The following is a 22,852-nucleotide window of genomic DNA, read 5'->3' as shown; positions in this document are numbered from 1 at the left end:
GCATTCCTGCGCTCAAACTCCTGTATTTTATCCTCTTGAAATTATTTTTATATATGTATAGCACGAAACAAAAAAGACACGACCCTTAGGACGTGTCGTGTCCTTCCTATTAAGCTTGAACAGACCACTCTTCCAGAGACAGCCCTGGATCAGCCTTCATGTCCAATGAGGTGAATTCTCCACGCTTCCACTTGGCGTATGCTGCGGCACCGATCATCGCTGCATTATCTGTACAGTATTTCATGGACGGTATAAGCAGTTCGATGCCTTCACGCTCGCAGCGCTCCCGCAATGCTGTACGCAATCCACGATTAGCAGCAACACCGCCGCAAAGCAGCAGCTGCTTCGCACCGTATTCACGCATAGCGCGAATCGCTTTTTCCACCAGCACCTCTACGACCGACTCTTGAAAACCTCTTGCAATCGCCCCCGCATGAACGGTCTCTCCGCGCATTTTCGTCTGGTTAATTACATTCAGCACTGCAGACTTCAAGCCGCTGAAGCTAAAATCATAAGAATCCGGCTCCAGCCATGCACGCGGCAAGGTAACCACTTCCTTCGATTCATGGGCTACACGATCCACATGCGGACCGCCAGGATACGGAAATCCGATGGCTCGCGCTACTTTATCGTAGGCTTCTCCAACCGCATCATCCCTTGTACGACCAATAAGCTGAAAATGACCCTCGGACTCCATCAGTACCAGCTCAGTATGCCCTCCTGACACCACGAGAGCAATGCACGGATATACAATATCATGCTCCAACTGATTCGCATAAATATGTCCCGCAATATGATGTGTTCCAATTAATGGCTTGCCGAATGCCATAGCCGCACTCTTGGCGGCCACAATTCCAACCAGCAATGCGCCAACCAGTCCTGGTCCTTGTGTCACCGCAACTGCTGAAATCTCGCGGGGACTGATTCCCGATGTTTGCATGGCCTCGTCCAGCATATAAGTAATGCTTTCCACATGTTTGCGTGATGCTACCTCTGGCACAACCCCGCCAAAAGCTTTGTGTGTTTCAATCTGACTGGAAATCAGATTCGAAAGCACCTCTGTGCCGTTTTTCACGACGGACACAGCCGTTTCATCACAACTCGTTTCCACTGCCAGTATATAGCAAGGCTCACCGCTGGCAGAGCCTGTACCTGTTTTTTCCGCTTGCGTCATTGCTCCTGCACGCTTCCTTCCTGTTCACCGGATGCCCCGTGTGCGGGAAGATCCGCCCACATGATTACAGCATCCTCGTTATTATCCGAATAATAGCCTTTGCGCACACCTGCGGGCTTAAAGCCCTTTTTCTCATACAAGCCCTGCGCGATCCGATTCGTTACCCGTACCTCCAGAGTCATACGTTCCATCCCTAAATAAGAGGCGGTCAGCATCAGCTCATCCAACAGCTTGTCTCCAAACTTGCGTCCGCGATATGCCTCGCGAACCGCAATATTCGTAATATGAGCCTCATCCATAATCGTCCACATGCCTGCATACCCAATGGCTCGTCCATTAAGTTCCATAATCATATATTTAGCAAAATGATTCATCGTCAGCTCATTGCGGAAGGCTTCCTCCGTCCACGGCAACGTGAACGCTTCATGCTCAATCTCCAGCACATCGGGGATGTCATCCAGTTGCATTAAACGAAACTCAAGCTTCTCTTCCCGCTGTATGTTCTTTGCCATGTTGCTCACCGCCTCTTCAGCGCTGGCGAAGCAGATTGGCTTCCGCCTCCGCCAGCTGGGTATAATTCGGAACCAGCGTATGTAGCTCGTCATGTTCCTGACGAAGCAGCTTATCCGCCCCAAGGCGGCCAACCCATTTTCCTTCCAGCTCATAAGGTACAATACGAAGCTCGCTCCATGCACGCAAGCGCTCCGCAGTTTCGGCGTGAATCGCCGTTTCACCTACGAGCCAAATAACCGCAGGACGTTCTTTGGCAGGCAATGCCTCCAAACGTTGCAGCAGGTCATCCGTCCATGCAGTCATCAACCGGATGGCATCCGGCTCTAACCGCTGCGGGCTGCCGATATCGTTAACAGTATTCGCGGCGAACAGTCCCGTGTACACCTGACCACGGCGCGCATCCAGCACAGGCACAATCCAGTCTGCTGCCTGCGCCCCAGACGAGCCGTTATGCACAGACTCAGGTTTACCTTCTTGCCCTTTCAGCTCGATACCACGGATCCATCCACCCCATGCCAAAGCCTGCAAAGTGGAAATGGAAGTCACCGGAACCCCCCAGGCCCAAGCTAATGTTTTGGCTGCTGTCACCGCAATTCGGATACCGGTGTAAGATCCCGGTCCAACACCTACGGCAAGGCCGTCCACATCGTTGCGTGTCAGTCCTGCTTCGCTTAAGAGCCGTTCCAGCTCGGTAATGACATGCACCGAGTGATTGCGTTCACCCAAAACGTTACTTTCTCCCAGCAGCTCTTTTCCGTTCATCAGGGCAGCCGCCATTACGGTCGTCGCTGTATCTAACGCCAAAAACCGCTCACGCGGCTTTTCATTTACATCTGTATGCTCTCTTTGCATGGTTCAAACTCCATTCTCCCGCAAACTGCGGCACCATTGTTCATAAGGCTCGCCGTACCCAGTCAGGTGAATCAAGCGCTCCCCTACATCCGTTGTTTCTATATACATGTGAAGCCGCTGATCCGGCAACATATCCGGTATAATACTACCCCATTCCACCAGACATACTCCTGTCCCGTAAAAATATTCGTCCAGCCCAAGATCCTCCGCCTCGTCCTGGGAAATCCGGTATACATCCATATGATACAAAGGCAATCGACCCTCGTACTCCTTAATGAGGGTAAAGGTTGGGCTATTTACGATACCCGGCACACCTAATTGGCTGGCAAAAGCCTTGGAAAAAGCAGTCTTACCCGCTCCCAGATCTCCATCCAGCACAATTACGGTTCCGGGAACCGCTTTGGCTGCCAAAAAGCCTGCTAATGTCCCGGTCTGTTCCTCTGAGACAGAACGGAATACACACTGTTCCTGCGAAATTGTCATCTCTTTTAATCACCTTTCGTCCGCATCGGACCGTTCCAACTTGTTCTTTATTATATAGTTCACCTTATGTCGCCGCAAGGCATGTAGACATGCTATTGTAGTTAGATAATACACACAGGGAGGGAATCGAACCGATGGGGCAAACCGTTTTACTCTTGATTGATGTTCAGCAGGCTATGTTCATGTATGATGAGAAGCTATATCGTGAGCAGGAGGTTATAGCACATTTGCAGCAGCTTTTGACTCAAGCCAGAGCTGCCGGCACACCGGTAATTTTTGTACAGCATACTGATGAAGCAGATGAGGATTTCCGGGAAAACAGTATAGGCTGGGCTATCGCCGACGTAGTGCGTCCTCTTCCTCATGAACGAATTGTCCGTAAATCATCCTGGGACAGCTTCTACCAGACTGAATTGGGTGATGCGCTCCAGGAATTGGGGGCAGATCAGTTGATTATTGCCGGGATGCAGACTGAATTTTGTCTCGACACGACTTGCCGAAGCGCCTATAGTCTGGGATACCAAAACAACGTGCTTGTATCAGATGCGCATACTACATTTGATAGCAAGGTGCTGAGCGGCGAACAAATTGTAGCTCATCACAATGCAACGCTAGGGAATCGCTTTGCACGTTTGCTTGCGACAGCAGATGTACATTTTCCTTGAGTTTTTTGAAGTTTATGCTCCAAGCCGGTTGCTTTCAAGCAATCGGCTTCTTTTTTTGTTCACGCTAACAAAAAAATACTGACGTTATAACGTCAAATGCAATGAGTGACCCGAAGATAAGGTCTACATAAGAAGGACTCGAAGAAAACTTTTTCATAGCTTGATTTGAAATTTCATATTTAACAGAAAATTCAATTTTTGATCACAACTTTCAGAAAAATAAAGAAATTAACAGGAAACGTTAGAATGGCCTAATTATTGTGGAGGATATGGCTCCATAAACATCTGTACTTAGATCTATGTAAAGATTTGAACATTGAGCAAAATCTGTATTGGAACTATGATAATTCTGGTTTTAATTTCCAGACAGGAAAGAAGGCGATCGGACCATCATACTCACTGTCTAGGCACCATGATATGCCCGCATGTAAATGTATCTTGCAGTCTCTGCGTTTCGTAGGTTAGGACCGAAAATTACGAATTGAAGTGCAGTCATGGATGTATGTGTCCTCGAACACAGCGAAAGGAATGTGAGTTTTTATGAAAAAAGTAGCTATAGTAAGCCCGTTGAGAACAGCGGTCGGTTCGTTTAATAAAGCCCTTGCGCCCTTGAGCGCTCCTGAACTGGGAGCAACCGTGATGACGGCATGCCTTCAGCAAAGTAAATTAGAGCCTTCTTTGATTGATCAAATTTTTATGGGAAATGTTCTTCAAGCAGGCAATGGACAAAACCCTGCTAGACAGGCGGCACTTAAAGCGGGTATCCCCATTGATGTACCCGAATCAACGATAAACACAGTTTGCGGTTCAGGACTTCATGCCGTCGCGTTAGCTTACGATTCAATATTGGCGGAACAAGGAAACATCGTCATGGCTGGAGGCATGGAGAGCATGTCGAACGCCCCTTATCTGCTAAAAAATGCAAGAAACGGCTACAAGCTTGGCAACGGTGAATTGGTAGACTCCCTGGTGGCCGACGGCCTAACATGCCCAATCAACCATTACCATATGGGAATTACCGCAGAAAATGTTGCCGAAAAATATGGAATCTCAAGACTGGAGCAAGATTCATTTGCCTATGAAAGCCAGATAAAGGCTTCCGAGGCAAAAAACAACAAGTTTTTTGAAGAGCAAATTGTTCCGGTCATGATCAAAAACAAAAAAGAAACTACTTATTTCACAGAGGACGAACACATAAGAGGAAATACGACGAAAGAAAAACTTTCAAACTTAAAGCCCGCGTTTAAGGAGAACGGAACGGTTACTGCCGGAAACGCTTCGGGCATCAATGATGGTGCGGCGGCTATGTTAGTCGTGTCGGAAGACAAATGTAAGGAACATGCGTTAAAGCCGCTGGCCTATATCAAAGGTTACTCGCTTGTTGGTGTTGACCCTGCATATATGGGAATGGGACCGGTAAAAGCTATTTCGTCACTTCTGCAGAAACAGGGAATGTCGATTGATTCTATTGATCTTTTTGAAATCAATGAAGCGTTTGCTGCACAAGCGCTGGCGGTGCAAAAAGAGCTGGGAGTTAATCCAGAGAAGGTCAATGTCAATGGCGGCGCGATCGCAATCGGTCATCCTGTTGGTGCAAGCGGTGCTAGGGTATTGGTTACGTTAGTTCATGAAATGGTGCGCAGATCTTCACGTTACGGCGTAGTCTCGTTATGCATTGGAACAGGAATGGGAATAGCCATGCTGGTTGAAAATGCTCGCATTTAAAATGCGTGTTCAAGATAATTGTTGAAATACCTCTTAAAAAAGAAGGGAGATCGCTATGAATCAAAAAGATGTACTTTCACTCCAATCCATGCCTGCGGCCAGTGGTAGTTATGGACGTCCGCCATGCCGCTTCATCAACCGGGAATTCTTTATTATTACCTATGAATCCGATCCCGCTGCGATTAGACAGGCGGTCCCGGAACCCCTTCAGCCCGATGGAAGTAATACGGTCTCCTATGAATGGATCAAAATGCCCGATTCATCCGGTTTGGGAAGCTATGAGGAAAGCGGTATTGTCATTCCGTGTACTTATCAGGGAGAACCGTGCAATTTTGTCGCCCAAATGTATTTGGATAATGCACCTGCTATTCTGGGGGGACGTGAAATTTGGGGATTTCCGAAAAAATGGGCGAAACCTCGCCTGGTCGTTGAGGATACTGAGACGCTGACGGGTACATTGCATTACAATAACGTCCTGGTAGCCATGGGAACCACCCCTTTCAAATATAACGTGCTTGATGAAAAGGAAACGGCTAAAGCCATCGCAAAAACGCAAGTTAATTTGAAATTAATTCCTGATGTAGACGGTACCCCTAAAATTGCTCAGCTAGTGGCATATAATCTTGAAAATATTACTGTAAAAGGCGCCTGGTCAGGGCCTGCCAGATTAAGCTTGATCCCACATGTTAATGCTCCTGTAGCAGATTTGCCGGTTAAAGCTTATGTTGGCGGAAAACATTTTATTGCCGATTTAACGCTTCCATATGGAAGAGTCCTATACGATTATCTCCAATAAAGTTTGCTTCCTAAAAAATAGATAAGGAGACGGAACCATGAATAAAAAAGTAAACTCCGCTGAAGAAGCAGTTCAGAAAATCAAAGACGGAGACACGGTGATGGTCGGAGGTTTTATGCAAGGAGGCATTCCGGAGGAACTGGTGCGTGCGCTTGTCGACACCAATTCCGCTGACAATCTTACGATCGTTTCCAATGATACAGGTACACCGGATTTGTCTATTTACAGACTTGTGAAAAGTGGCAGAGTCAAGCGGATTTTTGCATCCTATATTGGCTCCAATCCAGAAACAGGAAGACTCCTGATGACGAAAGAAGCGGACGTTCAACTCTTCCCGCAAGGAACGCTTGCTGAAAAAATACGCGCAGGTGGAGCTGGTTTGGGTGGTATTTTAACCCCTGTAGGTGTAGGCACCATTGTAGAGGAAGGAAAAAAGAAAATCAAAATTGACGAAAGAGAATATCTGCTCGAACTGCCGCTGAAAGCCGATGTGGCGCTCATCAGAGCCCATAAAGCTGATGAAGCAGGGAACCTGGTCATCAACGGTTCTTCACGCAACTTCAATTTGGTTATGGCTACCGCAGCCGAGTATGTAATTGCTCAGACCGACGAATACGTGAAGGCCGGGGAAATTGACCCCAATCATATCAACGTTCCTGGAATATTCGTCGATGCGATTGTAAAGGTGGGTGGAGACAATGAATAATAGAGAATTGATTATTAGAAGAATAGCCCAGGAATTCAAAGATGGCGAAGTGGTAAACCTGGGCATTGGATTGCCTACAATGGCAGTGGACTATATCCCTGAAAACGTTAATATTATGCTGCAGGCGGAGAACGGAATCGTCGGCGTTGGTCCCAAAGCAGCCCCGGGAAAAGAAAGAGTCGATTGTATCGATTCAGGCGGAAACTACGTTACAACCGTAAAAGGTGCCTGCTTTCTGGACAGTGCGCTTTCATTTTCCATCATACGTGGAGGGCATGTGGACGTCACCGTTTTGGGTGCCCTGGAGGTCGATGAAAAAGGTAACCTGGCAAACTGGATGATCCCAGGGAAAAAGGTGCCTGGCATGGGCGGAGCAATGGATTTGGTGGTTGGAGCCAAGAGAGTGATTGTAGCCATGGAGCATGTGAACAAAAATGGGGCGCCAAAAATACTAAAACAATGCAAGCTGCCCCTCACCGCCGTAAATGTTGTAAAGACCATCGTAACTGAAAAGGCAGTCATTGATGTTATTCCGGGTAAAGGGCTCATGCTCAAGGAAATTGCTCCAGGTTTATCGGTGGAAGATGTTCAAAAGGCAACAGAGGCTGAACTGATCGTTTCACCACATTTGAAGACCATGGCAGTGTAAAAGATGTAGACATGGAACACCATCTCCACCTTTCAATTAACTTCTCTAGCGTTTAACTTGTCTTTCCATCTTCAGATCGCATTTAGGATATAAATAAGGTTCGCTAATTGCTCATTGAGCAATTGCGAGCCTTTTTAGTTTGGTATCCCTCTCCTATTGCTCTTCCAGTCGATCTACACGAACAGTTTGTGTATCGCCGGGTCTGCTGCCGATCTGTACCGTTGCCATACCATTCGCTTCATCTACATGCTCAATCCAAATCGGTTTGCCATCCAATTGGACGGCAATCGTGTCGGATGAATCATAAATGGCTTTTGCTCGTTCCACGTTCATCTGTTTTCCTCCTGCTGCTTGTTTTTGTACATAATATTAGAAACATTGTGACCTAGTCTTCATCTAAAATCCGTTCAACATCTAATGAAGGAAAGCTATCAGAAGGCGAGGTTGAAACTACAGCCTCCATGTCTACATGAGCCACAGCTACAGGAAAAGGCGACTGTGTTCCATGTGAAAGAGCAAACTCGGGCGGCAATGCATCCTGTTCGCCTCCAGCAGGCCCTCGAAAGGCAATGTGACTTTGACCCACACGATGACTAATTTGCCGAGGATAGGGTTTTCTAGGCATCCATTGTGTACCTCCTTTGAATCGGATATGGCTTAACATTCACCAAAAAAGCCGAAACCATGCGCAAATCAAAGCAATTTCGCAGCCTTCATTTGCCCCTCATACAATCTTTTGCACGAAGCATACTAGTGAAAAATGAAAAATGCGGATTAAAAAAGGAGGACTGGCGGTATGCATACGGTCTGGAAAGGCGCGATCAGCTTCGGGCTGGTTCATGTGCCAGTTAAAATGTTTTCAGCTACTGAAGATAAGGACATTTCCATGCGTTATATTCACAAGGAATGTGGAAGCCCACTGAGCTATGTACGAAAGTGCCCTGTTTGTGATAAGGAAGTTGAATGGGAGGAAATTGGAAAAGGATACGAATATGAAAAAGGAAAATTTGTCATGTTTGACAAGGAGGAACTGGAGCAAGTTAGCGGACAAGCCGATAAAAATATCGTGATTTTGGATTTTGTGGATTTACAGGAAATTGATCCGATTTACTTTCAGAAAACGTATTATCTGTCCCCGGATCAGGCTGGCTCCAATGCGTATAAGCTGCTCATGAATGCCATGAAGGATACCGGAAAAATCGGGATTGCCCAAATCTCCATCCGTTCGAAAAGCAGCCTTGCCGCCATTCGCGTACTGGATGAATGCTTGGCGGTGGAAACCATGTTTTACCCGGACGAAATTCGTCCAATTGCTCAAGTTCCCAACTTGCCCGGACAGGAGGAGGTTAAAGAAAAGGAGCTGACCATGGCAAAAATGCTGATTGAGCAGCTGTCTACCCCTTTTGATGCAGCAAAGTATACGGATCAGTACCGCGAGCGGCTGCTGGATCTTATCCAGCATAAAGTAGCTGGAGAAGAGGTGCGCATTGCCCCAACACAGCCTCAAACGAATGTGGTAGATTTGATGGCTGCCCTTCAAGCCAGTATTGAGGCAGTAAAGCCAGTCGTTACCGACCCCGGTCCTGGTGCGAAAAAACGCGCTGCACGTAAGCCAGCTGCCGTGACAGCACAGCAGGCTGTCGCAGGCGACGACATCTCTCCTGCTCCAGTTAAAAAGAGAAGAAGCCCTGCTAAACGTAAAGAAACTTGAGCTTACAGAAAAATCTGACTAAGGGGCGGCGCTGACAGTGCTTTGGTACGAAAGCAACTGACTGAACGCCCCCCGCTCCTCTTCTACCAGTTGGCGGTAGTTCCCCTGCTGAATGATCTCGCCTTGATCCAGGACAACAATTTGATCCGCATGTCTGATCGTTGACAGACGGTGAGCGATCACGATCAACGTCATTTGACCTTTCATCCGTTCCAATGCTGCCTGAATTGCAGCTTCATGCTCACCATCCAGCGCACTTGTCGCTTCATCCAGGATGAGTACAGGAGGATGATGCAGGATAGCCCGCGCAAGGACCAGCCGTTGACGCTCTCCCCCGGACAGACGAATCCCGCGATCACCAATAACGGTGTCCAGCCCTTCTGGCAGTCTGGATACGAAGTGGTCTGCGGCTGCAAAATGTAATGCCTCCCATAGCTGCTGTTCAGTAGCATCCTTATCGGCCAGCTTTAAATTTTCGCGGACGGTCGCATGGAACAGAAATGGATCTTGTGATACATAGCCAAAGGACTGTCGCCACAGTGGCAGCAATTCGTCGTCCAAAACATGCCCATCGATCTGAATCTGCCCACTCGTTGGACGTAAAAACCCCATCAGCACATCGACCATGGTGCTTTTACCTGCTCCTGATTTCCCAACAATGGCGGTCATTTCCCGGGCGGGTATAAACAAATTAATCTGACGCAGCGCAGGCTCTACTGCACCCTCGTAGCAATAATCCAGACGTGTGCATTCTATTCCATTATGAAGAGACAAGGGTTGCCGTACAGATACAGATGCTAGCTGATGTTCCGATGAATCGAATGGAACGTGAGTCTCAGAGGATGTAAGCCCGATCAACGAGGAATCTGAGAATGCTTCACATTCCCGTTGTACTTTGGTTACACTTTCAAAAGCAGAGACCATAGACATGATATATTCCAGGCTCGCTTGGATAAGGGCAAACCTGGGCCATAAGCGGGAAAATATAAGGATGAGCACAATCAGTTTTTCAGGTGTAACATGCAGCCACTGGAGCGACACAAATAGGACGCTAACGACAAAAATAGCTGCCGCTATGCGATGAAAAAACTGTGTGGTCGCGTTTTGCCGAACAAACTGAGTCGTATTGTCCTCCATGCGCTGCGTCAGGGAGCGAAACCAGCGGATATTCGCCGCTTCGAGCAAATTGCTTTTAATATCTTTCATCCCGTTCATATGATCCGTAATTCCGGCAAAATAAACCTGTGACAGCTCAGTGGTACGGTCACCTAATTGTTTGGCATTTCGGATGGAACGACGGAACACGACAAACAGCACCAATCCACTCACAAACACCAGCCCGGTTAAAGAAGGGGATAACCAAAAAGCCAGCGCAATCTGGATTAGCGTAAACATGACGGCTGTGACCAGTTGAAGGAGCAAATTGGTTCCCTGACTGACGCGCGCCAGCTCGGTCGTCATCACATGGCTAAAATCAGATTTGCGCTGACGCAAATAAAAAGCCCACTGCGCCTTCATAAAGGACGTATATACGTCTATGCGAAGGGAACGCATAAAACGCTGCTGAATCCGCGAGCTGAGAATGGACTGGTAACGCTGAAGCAAAGCCTGCCCTGTAAGCAGCGCTACAAAAAGCAGCAACATCCCTGGCAACAGCCAGCTATTAGGAATGTACGGCAAAAAATAATCCAACCCATCCGACACAAATGGCATTTCGGAATGACCGCCGAATACGCCGATGGCGGCCAGCATCGGAACAAGCATATAAATGCCGACACTCTCCAGTAGGCTGACGATGATCATACATCCAATATTGAGAAATAACGCCCCGCCGTTCACGCCATACAGCTTGGTCATATATAATCGCAGGTGAGTCATCATGTACACTCCTTATCAGATCAGTGCTTTGAAAATCGCCGCTTCAGCCAAAGAATTGGACGTAAAGGAATATACAAAAAATGTAGCTGGCGAGGCAGTGGAAAAACGACTGAATCCCTCGTAGAAGGAAACAAACGGTTGATGAAATACCATAATCTATGTCTCGGCTCCTTTAAGGAAAGCAAGTAAGTGCGGCTAACCGAAGTACCGCCCCCCGTAGGGGTGGTCTTCATCGGCTCGGTCAAAGCTACGCTGGGCACCAGCTCTGACCGAGCAAGTCTGTCTGTGCCCGTCCCAGTGGCAACCGGGTACGGGGCGGGTACGCTGGCCTGCATAAAGGCCAGCGCGCTCAGCACAAGCCTATGTGCCTGCCGGGTAGCCGATATTGGACGCATCGGCTCCGGGATCGGCGTACCCAGCAGCGCAGCGGCCAGCGCCCAAGCCTGCCCGCTCGCAGGCAGGCCTCCGTAACGGCGCAGCAGAGGAAGCAGCGCCCCCCAATCGACTGTGCGCACAGCAAGCCTGTCGATGTCAACTAACCAGCGCAGCCTGAACCAGCCGTGACGCGCTCCGTGTGCGCTCAAGTACAGAAATTGATGCTGGCTGCCAAGCGTATACATACAGGACGTCGTCACCGTCCTGCTCTCTACAGAAGTCGCTGGTGCCATCCGACTGGTTTGTGCGCCTGCGGTTTGGCCCATTTGCCGGTAGTCCCAAAGCTCGTCAAAGGAGGGCTCCCGCCCCCCATCCGGGTGAAGCCGCCAGTGCAACTCGACTTCGACCCTCTTTTGCGGGTGTAGAAAGGAGGCATGATGATCCTTCCACTTCCAACTGCCTAGGACGCGCACTTCGCCGCTTTTGGACGCATACCCGGCTTCCTTCATCCAATGCTCCGCTTCATCCATGTCATCCGGGGCGATGAGTAAATCGATGTCTTTAGAGGTACGCAGGGAAACATCTCCATACAATTGCTGCGCCAGAGCAGGCCCCTTCAGCATCAGAACACGGATTCCGTGAGCTGTGAGCAGCCTGGTCAGACGCTCTGCTTCTGCTTGAAGCTGGAGCATGCGCAGCGTGTTGCGTTGGTATTGCCCCTGAAGGGTTCGCAGTAATTCTGCGGGAATGAACGGATGATCTAACGTTTTTAGCTGGAGATACACCGTAGGCACCACGCGATGATGTTCTGTCAGACGCAGCAAGCGGGACCAATCCATCTCCTGCAACTGGGAAAGAGTCGCCGTATCCTGCCATAGGTTGACGTCTTTACGAAGCAGAGAGAGTAACAACGTTAATTCCTGATCCTCATTCCAGTTAGCAAGTTCCCAAATAGACTTGGTGGCCATGGATTTTTCTCCTTTGACTCTTTGAACGTTCTTTTTCTTTTGTATCGCACTAAAACAGAGAACTGCCTTTATCCGCTATCTTCGTATTTGTAGCTGTCACCGCGTGTCTTCCGAATATCCCCACCACGGTAAATGCCTCCATCTCCCGTTCTCCCGTAACATAGATCGGTCCGCTGCGTACCCATGCATGTGCTGCCAATCGGCCCGCAGCATTTTTGGCTGTGCCCAGATACAATGTGCAGTCCAGTTTTCTGCGTCCCAGCAACGTCATAGCGGCTGCGGCTTGTACAAGACAGCTACTGCGCCAAGGAGTATAACGACTGGCTACATCAACAGCTTGTGAAATGTGACGGATCGACTCCTCCTGCCCATCCTCGCACTGCCAGGAGGTTTCTTCCATACAGATCCCCCAAGCCCCTGAGTAATCTCCAAAAGAACGACGCTGGCGAAACCTTGCACATCCCAGCTCCAGCCAGGCTTCCGGCAACAATCTCCTGACCTTTGGAGGCAAGAGAAAAAGCCGTTGTATCCGCATGTCAGTCCGACTCCGGCAGGAGTCTCAACAATCCTTCCCGCTCCAATTCAGCTATAAAAGTATGTACCTGCTGCCTGCACTGTTCCTCGTCCACTTCATATTCATTTGTCAGGACAGTTACGATCTCTCCAAGTGAAGGACTGGATTCTGCCAGTTCCCAGATTCGTCCTCCCGTGAAGCCCAAATTATAATACTTTCCGGTATGAATACTCATCATTACTTTTTCCCCGTCCATATCACTTACATAGACCTCTTCACCGTACGTGACGCGATAATGATCCTTAGCTGAATTCGTGGCTGCCATAACTCTGTTCCTCCTTATGAATGAGTTCAAGTACTCGCTGTACAACCTCGGACGCCGTGAAGAAGGAGCTGTCCCTCAGCAGCCGCCAGCCTTCCACCTTCCGAGCCATCCGGGCCGCTGTATCAAAATACCATTCACCCAAACTCATACGCGGAATGATTCCCCTACGATATGTATGCTGGAGCAATGTATGCAAGCACTCCAGTTTGTTCAAGGGCTGTTCCGTAACCATCACTGGCTCCCCTCCACGCATCAACTCACCGTTTGATGAATTGTTCACAAGCTCGAATACGCCGCCTAGAGGAAGCGGATCATTATAAAATTCATTCACAGCAGGCACCGCATATTTATTGAACTCACCTGCAATTTTACGCAAATCTCGGTATTGTGGCGTTGCAGGATTACCGTCGGTTAGGGAAAGAACGTGCTCTTTGTGTCGTACATGTTTCTCCTGTAGAGCCTCCAATTGAAGCAAGCTTTCCAGCCCCAGCTTTTGCTGCGGATATGCCGGATATACGATAGCTGCGGAAGCCGTGACATTTATAGCAATTACGTCATCACTAACCATCTGATAGCCAGCCTGTCTAAACGCAGCAGCCAGCGTCGATTTTCCCGCGCCGGATTCACCTACAAATGCGTAGACCCGCCCCCCGATGACGACCGCACTTCCATGAATAGGTAAAGTCCGTTTTTGCAGCAGTAGAACCCCCATGCATGTACCCAGTATATACAGCCGCACGGTGTCGAGATCAGCCCCAGGCAGCATACTTACCTCGATTTCCTTGCCTTCTCTGATCGCATAAATGGCTGTGCCCGGGATCTGGAACATAAAGCGTTCATCCTGCATTACAAAATTGGTCTGCTCCAGTTGCTCCCTCCATGCTGACAAATCAGCCTGTCGAATGACTACATCCTCTTCCACTCCCGGCTCTGCCGGGATTAGCTCTGGTAAGATCAGCTCACTGGCAATCCTGAGCCCAAAGGCTGTATATTTCACCCGACGGATATGGGTATTCCTGTCATGCACGCTAGGACCACTCCCCTATTCTTAAAATCCCGTCTTTATTTCTTCGGATCCAACCTACCCCAAAGAAATAAAGACGGCTCGTGATCATTAAGCTATTTGGCTCTCAGCCCAAGCATCGGCCCATGTATAATGATCGATTAGCTAGGATTATACAAATCGGCATCGTGGTCTGACACCCAGTCAATCTGCTTCCAGCCTTTACCCGCCATAGTCTGGTTAATATCCAGCACCTCAATCGTTGGTTCCTGCCATTCCTTTTTACTCATCTCATCACCTCCCTTCTCACGAATGGCACCCGTCTGACCGGATAAATAAGAATTAGTTCAATCCACAGAGAAAACGGTACACGATCAAACTATGCATGAACAGTCGTATATTCGGATCAGATGCCTGCTCCGGACGGGGACTTCGGTAGTTCGCCATCGCGGTCTTAATATAGTCCATATTGAGATATTCGGCAGCTCTTAAATCATGACACATCACTTGCAGCTCTCCCATAAACGTGTCCCAACAAGGAATCAAACGATGTAGCCAATCCGCAGGCTGTACGCCGCGTACTCGCTGATTCAATCGAACATCATCAGGAAGATGATCACGCATAGCTTTACGAATGAGGGCCCTGTCCCGACCGTTTTGTACATATTGTTCAAATGGCACCGATAAACAAAAGCGAATGACACGGCTATCTCCGGTCGGATCACGTTCCCACAGGCCATAACGGAGTGAAAGCTTGGTCGCCATGACACCATTTTTGTTGGCAATCGCCAAATTTGAAAACTTCTCTTTTCTTGTCTGATCGGCATTTTTTCTCCAACCGGTGCCACTCAATACAGGAATATCTTCTACATTCATCCTTTTGGCAAACTCCGGGTGAATCAGTGATGGAATTGGACTTCGATGGCTGTGTCGCAACCATGTACAGGCTTCAAGTGAAATGGCTTTTTTCAACACCACGGGGAGTAGATGAGACATACGATTGCCTGTAAGCTTGCTGTATTGCCACACCCCCTGCAAGGATTGCAGCCAGTGCAAACGACGAAACTGACGGGCGTAATAGTCCAGCGCAGGCCCCCACGATACGGTAAAATTCCCGCGTGCTCCAGTCAACAGAACACCGACATTGTGTTCCTGCGCTTTTTCATAAAAACCCCTGATCCAGAAGGAGTTTTCAAAATATTTGTAGGGAGCTTCCATCAACTCCAGCCACATATCAATTTCAGAAAACGGGCTTTTCCCTTCAAAATCCATATAATTTTCTTGAATGTTGCCCACATAACGAGCCGTGGAATGAATGTAGCTGCGTTCATTCGCCAGCAATGTAGGCGGTGTCCAATCTGTAAAATCTTGTACAGGAATATAGCTGTAAGCATGTAGCGGCTTATGTTGTAAGTGCAGCGATGGCGCAGCAAAGCTGGCGACCGCTCCGGAATCCAATCCCCCGCTCAGGGCAGCCCCTACAGCCCGATGCGTCCGTAACCGGGCATTCACCGCCTGTGAGAATACCTCGCGGAAAGCTTCTATGTATTCGCCCCCTGTTTTGAGCCGCAGTGGCTCTACCTCCTCCAGACATGCATATTTATGGAGCGTTTGTTTTCCCTCTTCCATGGTGAACCAATGTGCGGGAGGCAACTGGTTAATATGCTTGTAGGCGGTCGTCCCGATATCGACCGATTCCTGCATCGCACGGATCGATAAGAATTCGGCCAGCCAGGGTTCATGCAGTTCTTTTCTCAGAGAGGACAGAACCCATAGCGGAGCGATTACCGTGCTAAACGCAAATCCTCCGTCATGTTGGTAGGTATACAGCGTACGATTGCCTGTTATATCTCTAGCACCATATAATCGATGTTCTTTAGCATCCCAAATGACAAAGGCAAAATCACCTATTAGATAGCCGGCTGCATCTACACCCCATTTGTCGTATGCCAGCAAAATCAGCTCGCTGTCTGTGATATCTTGCCGCTGCCCCTGCCCAACTGCCAGCCGTTCAAACAGCTCAGCACGATTGTCAATGATCGCATCGGCCGTGATGGCCAAATCCCTTAGCTCATCATAAAAGGGAAGATGCTCATGAATAGATTCAGGGGTCACGTGCTGGGCATGACATCCCAAAAAAATGGAACCTTCATGCCAAACGCACACGCGGTCGGCGGGATACTTTTGCAAGGTTTGCATCATTCTCTCGCCTTCTTCAGCACATACAGCCGCATGCCCAAATCTATAGATTCCGGCAATTGCACTCACGTTCTCCCCCCTTTTCTTTTCCGATACTTGATAACACTATAGACGCCCAGCGATTGAATGCGTCTATTACTCACCATCTGTGCCATGTCCATCTCTGCCGTGGTGTGAGGTGCAGCATGATGAGTTGCAATTGTCATTAAGTCCTTGTTATACGCATCATATTCTTCCAGCATTCGATAAGCTGTCTTCCATTCAAAGCCACTTTGTTGGAGGAATTGGTGTGTACAGTTCAATTTCCTTTGTACTTAACAGATGTTGCCAGCTATGTACAGAATTCTGATGCGCCTGTTCATGCTCTATGACAAACGGATCACCCGCTCCCATGCTATAAAAAAGACTGGATTGAGGCGTATCCGCAAAGTTCCCGTACCTTTCCATCCCAGGCTCATAATGGACCCCCAGAAAATGACACAGCTTCTCGATCTCCAACGTTGGATTAGCTACGAATTGTTCATACATAAGCGGGTATGCAAGTGGAAGAGGTGTGGCAAACAGGCGAGAATGGTTTTGCAAAATAGCGGTTAGCAGCGAGCTTCCACTTCGAGGGACACTCAATAGAAATACAAGCTTTCCGCCTTGCTTGTCAATCAAGCACACTCCTCCTCTACCTCTGCTCAGAGATGTTTTAATAGATACACATCGTATTTTTATTATAATTTATGATACATAATGTATCTTGTCAATCCCTTTAATGGATAATTTCTGTGCTGCATGTTCATGTTAAACCTTATGTAGATTTAGAAGTGCAGTCAGTTGTCTGTAAATTGATGTTGCTGCATGTTAGCCAAAGGAGCTTAGCACTATGGGACGAGCTGTTAAAGGTACGATTACGATCGAAGGTCATGAAATTGCGATCACAAACCCGGATAAACCGCTGTGGCCCGAAGCGGGTGTAACTAAGGCGCTATATCTTCGCAAGCTTGCGGTATTGGCCCCCTTCCTGCTCAAATATTGCCATCAGCGTCTATTGACTGTCATCCGTTGGCCACATGGGATTCACGGGGATTTTTTTTATCAGAAAAATGCCCCACAGCCGCGGCCAGACTACATTGAAACCGCTCTGCATGATGGCATTGAGTATATCGTGCTCGGCAAGCTGCCCCAGCTACTCTGGCTCGGTAATCAAGCTGCATTGGAATTTCACCCCTCTCTGCACCTAGCAGGAAGCCAACTGCCTTGTGAATGGATGATTGATCTTGATCCATCCAGAGAGGTCGAGCCACGTATTATGGAGGCCGCCTCCATTGTAGGCGAAGTTTTGGCTTCGCTTGGGTTAGACTCGGTCCCCAAAACCTCCGGGGCCACAGGTGTACAAATTATCGTTCCAATCCGTACAGGCGTAACCTTTGACGAGCTGCGCAGCATTGGCCTGTTGGTTGGCCAATTTGTGACGGAAAAACACCCGCATCTGTTCACTCTGGAACGATTAAAGAAGGATCGCGGAACAGCCATCTATTTTGATTATCTGCAGCATTATCAGGGAAAAACCCTAGCTGCTCCATATACTCCACGGGCACGTCCCGGCGCTACGGTCTCCACTCCGCTAACCTGGGAGGAGGTACGGCAGGATGTGTCGCCACTTGACTATCATTTGCTGAATATTGAGGAACGGTTAAACCAGGTAGGCGACTTGATCGCTAAGGTCCCTCCCCAGCCGATCGAAAATATCCTTCAGCATATGCGCACCAAAGCTTCCCCTACCTGATCCATGCTTGGAAGCATAAAAAAGGGGACGAACCCCGCAGCCATAGGCTGAGAAATTGTCCCCTTGCGCTAGTGTATTCCTTTTTTCTTAAAACGTCCGCCCTTCACATCGTGAATGTTACCGATCGCAACGAAGGCGTGCGGGTCCCAATCTTCAACAATGCTCTTCAGCTTCGCTTCCTCCAGTCGGGTAATAACGACGAAAATCACTTTCTTGCTCTCGCCTGTAAAGCCGCCTTCCCCTTCCAGATAAGTTACTCCCCGTCCAAGACGGTCCGTCAGGGCATCTCCGATATCACGGTATTTCTCACTAATAATCCAGACCGATTTGGACTGATCCAGACCCTCAATCGTAATATCAATCATTTTCATAGCAATATAATAAGCAATCATGGAATACAGGGCATTCGGCCAACCGAACACAAAACCCGCACTTCCCAGAATGAAAATATTCACAAACAGTACGATCTCACCGACCGAAAAGGGAGTCTTCTCACTGACGAGAATAGCCACGATCTCCGTGCCATCCAGCGAGCCGCCGGATCGAATCACAAGACCCACCCCAACGCCAAGAATGACACCCCCAAAGATCGCGCCGAGCAGCGGTTCCCCTGGAGTCAATGCACTTACATTGTGAAGTAACGCAGTTCCGATGGACATAACGACAATGCCAAATAATGTGGATAAAGCGAAGGTTTTACCGATTTGTTTGTAGCCGATAAGTAAAAATGGAAGGTTCAACAGGGTCAGGAAAATACCGAGCGGATAACCAGTAATCTTGGAGGCCATAATGGAAATACCTGTAACGCCTCCGTCAATAACGCCATTAGGAACCAGGAATATTTCCAGTCCCACAGCCATCAGCGCTGCACCAACCACGATCATGGCTGCACGCTGGAATAAGCGTTTTACTTTGTTCTTTGGATTAGCTGGAATTTTGCTGATCTTGGTCAACTCTCCGGTTACATCTGTGATCTCAGACAGATTTTGGACTTCCTTGCTCACTACACTCATATATAAATCCCCCCGTTACAGTATGGTATATTAGACCGAAAAAGGGGCTGCTCCCCGCAGTCCCCTCTCCTTTACGGCGCTTAGTTATACGAATAGTATATCACAAAACTGTGATTTTGCGCAAAAAAGTTAGTAAAGAGCACATAAATCACAATAAAGCGGGATTATATTGATAAAAACGGCGAAAATCGCCTTTAAAGGAGAGGAGAGAGCATGCGAGTTAGAATTTCGGCTATTTTTTGAGATCGAGGACGTCTGCGAAACACATTCAATTCTATTTTTGAAGAGTTGGAAATGTCCTCTACAAAATCTGCAGAAAGCCGATCTATCGCCGAAGTGGCAAAAAGTACAGCAGTCAACTCAAAATTATAGAAAAAGCTGCGCATGTCCATATTTGCGGTCCCGACCGAGCCAAGCAAATCATCCACAATCACCACTTTGGCGTGAATAAATCCTTTTCGATATTGGTAGAACTCCACTCCTGCCTCCAGCAATTCTTGTACATAGGACAGTGAGGCCAGATGAACCAGTTTTGAATCTGATTGGTAGGGAATAATAATTTTTACATCGATGCCACTGACGGCCGCCAGCTTCAGCGCCTCATAAATCCCCGGATCGGGAATAAAATACGGTGTCGTTATCCAAATCCGCTGTTTGGCAACCGTGAGTGCTCCAAAGCATAATTCCTGAATCGTGTCCCACACCTGATCAGGACCACTGCTCAAAATCTGTACTTCCTCAATCCCTGTGCAGTTATGTGGGGGAAATAAATTTACATCCATCAGCCGCTCTTTTGAAGCCAATTTCCAGTCGCTAAGAAACACATTTTGCAGAAAATAAACGCCATCTCCTTCAATCTGCAAGTGTGTATCCCTCCAAAATCCCACTTTAGGGTACTTTCCGAGATAATCGTCGCCTACATTGATTCCCCCTACAAATCCAATCGTGCCGTCCACCACCACAATTTTCCTGTGATTACGATAGTTAATCCGGCGATCCAGCGTGGCGAAAAAAGGCGGTAGAAAATAATGAAATTCCACCCCAGCCTCACTACAGGTGCGAATAAATGAATAGGGCAAATTGTAGCTTCCTACGCCATCCACAATGAATCGCACCTTCACTCCCTCACGGGCCTTACGGATCATGACCTCCTGAAATTTCTTTCCGATTTCGTCTGCTCGAAATATGTAAAATTCCACATGAATATGGTGTTGCGCATGCTCCATCGCTGTCAGCATGGCCTCAAAGGTCTCTTCTCCATTCGTCAGCACACGAGTGCGGTTGCAACCAGTCAACGGGTTTTCCGACATACGAATTAACTGATTAAACAGACGCTCCTGATGCTTGAAATGGGGATTGTGCATTTGCTCTACATTTTCAATCACCCTGGTTTGTGCCCACAGACGTTCACGGAATTCACGAAATAGCTGTGATCCTGCTTTACGAACCACTTTACGCTTCTGGTAATCCTGTGCGACAAAATAGTACACCACAAAACCAATGAGCGGGAAACAAAATAAAATAAAGAGCCAGGCTACCGCCTTGGACGGCTTGCGAAATTCGAATAGCAGAATCGTCCCGGTCTGAAAAATAAAAACAATTAAAACCAACAGCAACCACAGCATGTCTAAGCCTCCTTATATATCTACGTTTTATACAAAGCTCCAATTTTTTTTGACATGTTTGCCTCTTAAACTGAATAGATAGTAACCAAGCACTATAGGAGCGATGTCCGGAAAGGAGCGATTATGAAAAAAGGAAGCCTAAATCGCCGGATGACCCTGCTTGTCATTCGGGATGCACAGCAACCGCCCAAGCAGCTACAATGCTCTACAGCCGCTGTCATTCTCGTCCCGACCCTTGTGATCGCATCAATCTCTACGCTCGTGATCGGGCTGCAAATCCGTTCTTCCCATATTATTTCCCAAATGGAAACCAATCTTGCTGTTCAGAGTTTGCAGATGGAGGTCACGGTAGCAGACAAAGACGCAGCTATTGGGCGGCTGCGACAAGAAGTCATGGAGCTGACGAATCAAGCCACCAGTATTCGCGAACGTCTCCAGCGCGTAACAGAGCTGGAACAACAAATGCAGCAATTCATTCGTAAATACGGAAATTCCTCCAGCACAAGCAGCCATAAATCAACCATAACTCCGCTCTCCTGGAATGCTTCCGATCATATCGGAGGCGAATTGATCGCAGTGCATGAAAATACAGACCTTTTAGCCCGCCAGGCCATGGATGATTTTCAGGAAATCGAGGCTCTGCTGGATACCGTGGAGCGTACGGTTCCGAGCTCGATTCAACAAGCAAACGCCGTCCAGCAGAACCTGGAGCGCAAACAAGCCGCACAGCTGCTCCAGACCCGCAGACTCGAACTTACTGAACAAGGGAGACCCTCGATTTGGCCTGCGGGTTCGCGGCGCATGACCTCCAGCTTCGGCTATCGCAGCGACCCATTTACAGGTAGGTCCGCTTTTCATTCCGGCGTGGACATTGCCGGTCAATCCGGCGATCCTGTCTATGCGGCAGGAGCAGGCACTGTGCTGGAGGCCGCTTCCAGTGGAGCCCGCGGCAAGTGTATCATCATCCAGCATCCTGACGGACTTCAGAGCTGGTATATGCACCTAAGCGGTATGCAGGTGGCTCCGGGGGACCGTGTTCACAAAGGACAGACCATTGGCCTGCTAGGAAGCACCGGAAGAAGTACAGGACCTCATCTTCATTTTCAGATTGTCAAGCATAACCAACCTGTCGATCCATTACTGTATGTACAATGAGGATTTTGCAAAATACTGACAATAAAGGATTGGAGGCACACGCTTATGTTCAAGGAATCCAAGAAAAAGCTCCCCACCCCGGCTACGGATACACTGCTCGCGCATGGCACCCGCTTTGAAGGTACGATTGTGGCAGAGGCCAATATTCGCATCGACGGTCACTTTCAGGGCGATATCTACAGCACTCATACTGTCGTCATTGGAGAATCCGCGGTTGTACGCTCGGACATCATTGCACGGGACGTCATTCTGGCCGGCAAGGTGTTCGGCAGCATCACCACAGAAGAACGATTGACCATTACACCCACAGGCGAACTGTATGGAAATACGGCGACCCCCACGCTGGTCATCTCTGAAGGCGGCATCCTGAACGGCACCAGTCAAATGAACCAAACCACGATGAACCAAGCCATAGAGGCAGAATCGCTGACGGCTACAGAGAAATCGGATGATGAAAACCAATCCAGTTTCAGCCAAGACGAAGAGGACAGCGAAGCCACCCTACAACCTGAAGCAGGCTAGATCGGCTTATACTCCTTTTATATCCAGTACAACCTCCATTCACTCCATAATATCTTCCACTCTGCGTTCCAAAAATAAATGATACACCTTGCGTATGACGATTTTGCCGCACATATATAATGGAATCACCAAAATGATCCCCAAGATCCCGAGCAGGTCGCCACCAACCAGCAATAAAATGACGACAGTCAACGGATGAATATCCAACTGCTTGCCAAAGACAATCG

General features: G+C 48.4%; 27 protein-coding genes. 9 read left to right on the top strand and 18 right to left on the bottom strand.

Going from position 1 to position 22,852, the window contains the following annotated elements; genetic code table 11:
• Positions 1–109: 109 nt before the first annotated feature.
• From tsaD to tsaE, 4 genes are read right to left on the bottom strand one after another with little or no spacing between them, the layout of a single operon-like run.
• Positions 110–1,174, bottom strand: coding sequence for a tRNA (adenosine(37)-N6)-threonylcarbamoyltransferase complex transferase subunit TsaD (tsaD, locus tag AC5V8P_RS03615; protein ID WP_064795434.1), 1,065 nt, complete (start codon positions 1,172–1,174; stop codon positions 110–112).
• A complete protein-coding gene (gene rimI / locus AC5V8P_RS03610; protein ID WP_064795435.1) occupies positions 1,171–1,686 on the bottom strand; it encodes a ribosomal protein S18-alanine N-acetyltransferase in 516 nt (171 codons plus the stop codon). The genes tsaD and rimI overlap by 4 nt, the downstream gene beginning before the upstream one ends.
• A 16-nt stretch (positions 1,687–1,702) precedes the next feature.
• Positions 1,703–2,539, bottom strand: coding sequence for a tRNA (adenosine(37)-N6)-threonylcarbamoyltransferase complex dimerization subunit type 1 TsaB (gene tsaB, locus AC5V8P_RS03605; RefSeq protein ID WP_064795436.1), 837 nt, complete (start codon positions 2,537–2,539; stop codon positions 1,703–1,705).
• 3 nt (positions 2,540–2,542) lie between these two features.
• Positions 2,543–3,022 carry a tRNA (adenosine(37)-N6)-threonylcarbamoyltransferase complex ATPase subunit type 1 TsaE gene (gene tsaE / locus AC5V8P_RS03600; RefSeq protein WP_064795437.1) on the bottom strand — a complete coding sequence of 160 codons (480 nt, stop codon included), beginning with the start codon at positions 3,020–3,022 and terminating at the stop codon, positions 2,543–2,545.
• A gap of 134 nt (positions 3,023–3,156) precedes the next feature.
• Between tsaE and AC5V8P_RS03595 the strand changes: the two genes are divergently transcribed.
• From AC5V8P_RS03595 to AC5V8P_RS03575, 5 genes are all read left to right on the top strand, one after another.
• Entirely contained in the window at positions 3,157–3,687 is a 531-nt protein-coding gene (locus AC5V8P_RS03595) for a cysteine hydrolase family protein (protein ID WP_064795438.1), read from the top strand.
• A gap of 540 nt (positions 3,688–4,227) precedes the next feature.
• Positions 4,228–5,412, top strand: coding sequence for an acetyl-CoA C-acetyltransferase (locus tag AC5V8P_RS03590; RefSeq protein WP_064795439.1), 1,185 nt, complete (start codon positions 4,228–4,230; stop codon positions 5,410–5,412).
• Between the two features lie 55 nt (positions 5,413–5,467).
• Entirely contained in the window at positions 5,468–6,208 is a 741-nt protein-coding gene (locus AC5V8P_RS03585; protein WP_063207853.1) for an acetoacetate decarboxylase, read from the top strand.
• 37 nt (positions 6,209–6,245) lie between these two features.
• On the top strand, positions 6,246–6,914 hold the full coding sequence (locus AC5V8P_RS03580) for a CoA transferase subunit A (protein WP_064795440.1): 669 nt from the start codon (positions 6,246–6,248) through the stop codon (positions 6,912–6,914).
• Positions 6,907–7,563, top strand: a complete 657-nt coding sequence (locus AC5V8P_RS03575; protein WP_063207847.1) for a 3-oxoacid CoA-transferase subunit B — start codon at positions 6,907–6,909, stop codon at positions 7,561–7,563. Before AC5V8P_RS03580 ends, AC5V8P_RS03575 begins: the two co-directional genes overlap by 8 nt.
• A gap of 153 nt (positions 7,564–7,716) precedes the next feature.
• Here the strand turns inward: AC5V8P_RS03575 and AC5V8P_RS03570 are convergent, their stop codons facing one another.
• Positions 7,717–7,896: an H-type small acid-soluble spore protein gene (locus AC5V8P_RS03570; protein WP_063207844.1), complete on the bottom strand. Its 180-nt coding sequence runs from the start codon at positions 7,894–7,896 to the stop codon at positions 7,717–7,719.
• A 52-nt stretch (positions 7,897–7,948) separates the two neighbouring features.
• Positions 7,949–8,188 (bottom strand): hypothetical protein, encoded by a 240-nt coding sequence (locus AC5V8P_RS03565; protein ID WP_063207842.1) that lies wholly within the window; start codon positions 8,186–8,188, stop codon positions 7,949–7,951.
• A 171-nt stretch (positions 8,189–8,359) separates the two neighbouring features.
• Between AC5V8P_RS03565 and ku the strand changes: the two genes are divergently transcribed.
• Entirely contained in the window at positions 8,360–9,274 is a 915-nt protein-coding gene (gene ku, locus AC5V8P_RS03560) for a non-homologous end joining protein Ku (protein WP_063207840.1), read from the top strand.
• An 18-nt stretch (positions 9,275–9,292) separates the two neighbouring features.
• On the opposite strand, the gene AC5V8P_RS03555 is transcribed toward ku, so the two are convergent.
• The 9 genes from AC5V8P_RS03555 to AC5V8P_RS03515 form a co-directional block, all read right to left on the bottom strand.
• A complete protein-coding gene (locus tag AC5V8P_RS03555) occupies positions 9,293–11,152 on the bottom strand; it encodes an ABC transporter ATP-binding protein (RefSeq protein WP_064795441.1) in 1,860 nt (619 codons plus the stop codon).
• A gap of 20 nt (positions 11,153–11,172) precedes the next feature.
• Positions 11,173–12,495, bottom strand: a complete 1,323-nt coding sequence (locus AC5V8P_RS03550) for a nucleotidyltransferase domain-containing protein (protein ID WP_064795442.1) — start codon at positions 12,493–12,495, stop codon at positions 11,173–11,175.
• Positions 12,496–12,544: 49 nt separating this feature from the next.
• The gene (locus AC5V8P_RS03545) at positions 12,545–13,030 is read right to left on the bottom strand and encodes a lasso peptide biosynthesis B2 protein (protein ID WP_064795443.1); all 486 of its coding nucleotides are present in this window, start codon (positions 13,028–13,030) and stop codon (positions 12,545–12,547) included.
• Between the two features lies 1 nt (position 13,031).
• Positions 13,032–13,334, bottom strand: a complete 303-nt coding sequence (locus AC5V8P_RS03540) for a lasso peptide biosynthesis PqqD family chaperone (RefSeq protein WP_063207828.1) — start codon at positions 13,332–13,334, stop codon at positions 13,032–13,034.
• Positions 13,312–14,361 carry a dephospho-CoA kinase gene (locus tag AC5V8P_RS03535; RefSeq protein ID WP_064795444.1) on the bottom strand — a complete coding sequence of 350 codons (1,050 nt, stop codon included), beginning with the start codon at positions 14,359–14,361 and terminating at the stop codon, positions 13,312–13,314. The genes AC5V8P_RS03540 and AC5V8P_RS03535 overlap by 23 nt, the downstream gene beginning before the upstream one ends.
• Before the next feature lie 137 nt (positions 14,362–14,498).
• On the bottom strand, positions 14,499–14,627 hold the full coding sequence (locus AC5V8P_RS03530) for a paeninodin family lasso peptide (RefSeq protein ID WP_013369856.1): 129 nt from the start codon (positions 14,625–14,627) through the stop codon (positions 14,499–14,501).
• 52 nt (positions 14,628–14,679) lie between these two features.
• Positions 14,680–16,605, bottom strand: coding sequence for an asparagine synthase-related protein (locus AC5V8P_RS03525; RefSeq protein WP_064795445.1), 1,926 nt, complete (start codon positions 16,603–16,605; stop codon positions 14,680–14,682).
• Positions 16,602–16,742: a hypothetical protein gene (locus tag AC5V8P_RS03520; RefSeq protein ID WP_231116712.1), complete on the bottom strand. Its 141-nt coding sequence runs from the start codon at positions 16,740–16,742 to the stop codon at positions 16,602–16,604. Before AC5V8P_RS03520 ends, AC5V8P_RS03525 begins: the two co-directional genes overlap by 4 nt.
• 55 nt (positions 16,743–16,797) lie before the next feature.
• On the bottom strand, positions 16,798–17,196 hold the full coding sequence (locus AC5V8P_RS03515) for a sulfotransferase (RefSeq protein WP_231116714.1): 399 nt from the start codon (positions 17,194–17,196) through the stop codon (positions 16,798–16,800).
• Positions 17,197–17,407: 211 nt separating this feature from the next.
• On the opposite strand from AC5V8P_RS03515, the gene ligD reads away from it, so the two are divergent.
• Positions 17,408–18,310 carry a non-homologous end-joining DNA ligase gene (gene ligD / locus AC5V8P_RS03510; protein WP_063207819.1) on the top strand — a complete coding sequence of 301 codons (903 nt, stop codon included), beginning with the start codon at positions 17,408–17,410 and terminating at the stop codon, positions 18,308–18,310.
• 68 nt (positions 18,311–18,378) lie between these two features.
• Here the strand turns inward: ligD and AC5V8P_RS03505 are convergent, their stop codons facing one another.
• Entirely contained in the window at positions 18,379–19,323 is a 945-nt protein-coding gene (locus AC5V8P_RS03505; RefSeq protein ID WP_081276708.1) for a YitT family protein, read from the bottom strand.
• Between the two features lie 194 nt (positions 19,324–19,517).
• On the bottom strand, positions 19,518–20,948 hold the full coding sequence (gene cls / locus AC5V8P_RS03500; RefSeq protein WP_063207816.1) for a cardiolipin synthase: 1,431 nt from the start codon (positions 20,946–20,948) through the stop codon (positions 19,518–19,520).
• A 123-nt stretch (positions 20,949–21,071) separates the two neighbouring features.
• On the opposite strand from cls, the gene AC5V8P_RS03495 reads away from it, so the two are divergent.
• Together AC5V8P_RS03495 and AC5V8P_RS03490 are read left to right on the top strand one after the other, a co-directional pair.
• Complete coding sequence (locus AC5V8P_RS03495) at positions 21,072–22,103, top strand: M23 family metallopeptidase (RefSeq protein WP_064795446.1); 1,032 nt, start codon at positions 21,072–21,074, stop codon at positions 22,101–22,103.
• A gap of 45 nt (positions 22,104–22,148) precedes the next feature.
• Positions 22,149–22,625 carry a bactofilin family protein gene (locus AC5V8P_RS03490; RefSeq protein WP_064795447.1) on the top strand — a complete coding sequence of 159 codons (477 nt, stop codon included), beginning with the start codon at positions 22,149–22,151 and terminating at the stop codon, positions 22,623–22,625.
• 39 nt (positions 22,626–22,664) lie between these two features.
• On the opposite strand, the gene AC5V8P_RS03485 is transcribed toward AC5V8P_RS03490, so the two are convergent.
• Positions 22,665–22,852: AI-2E family transporter (locus AC5V8P_RS03485; protein ID WP_495473556.1), on the bottom strand; the 188-nt coding region annotated here is incomplete at its 5' end.

It is taken from the genome of Paenibacillus sp. N119s (assembly GCF_059447605.1).
This window is presented reverse-complemented; position numbering and strand designations above follow the sequence as displayed.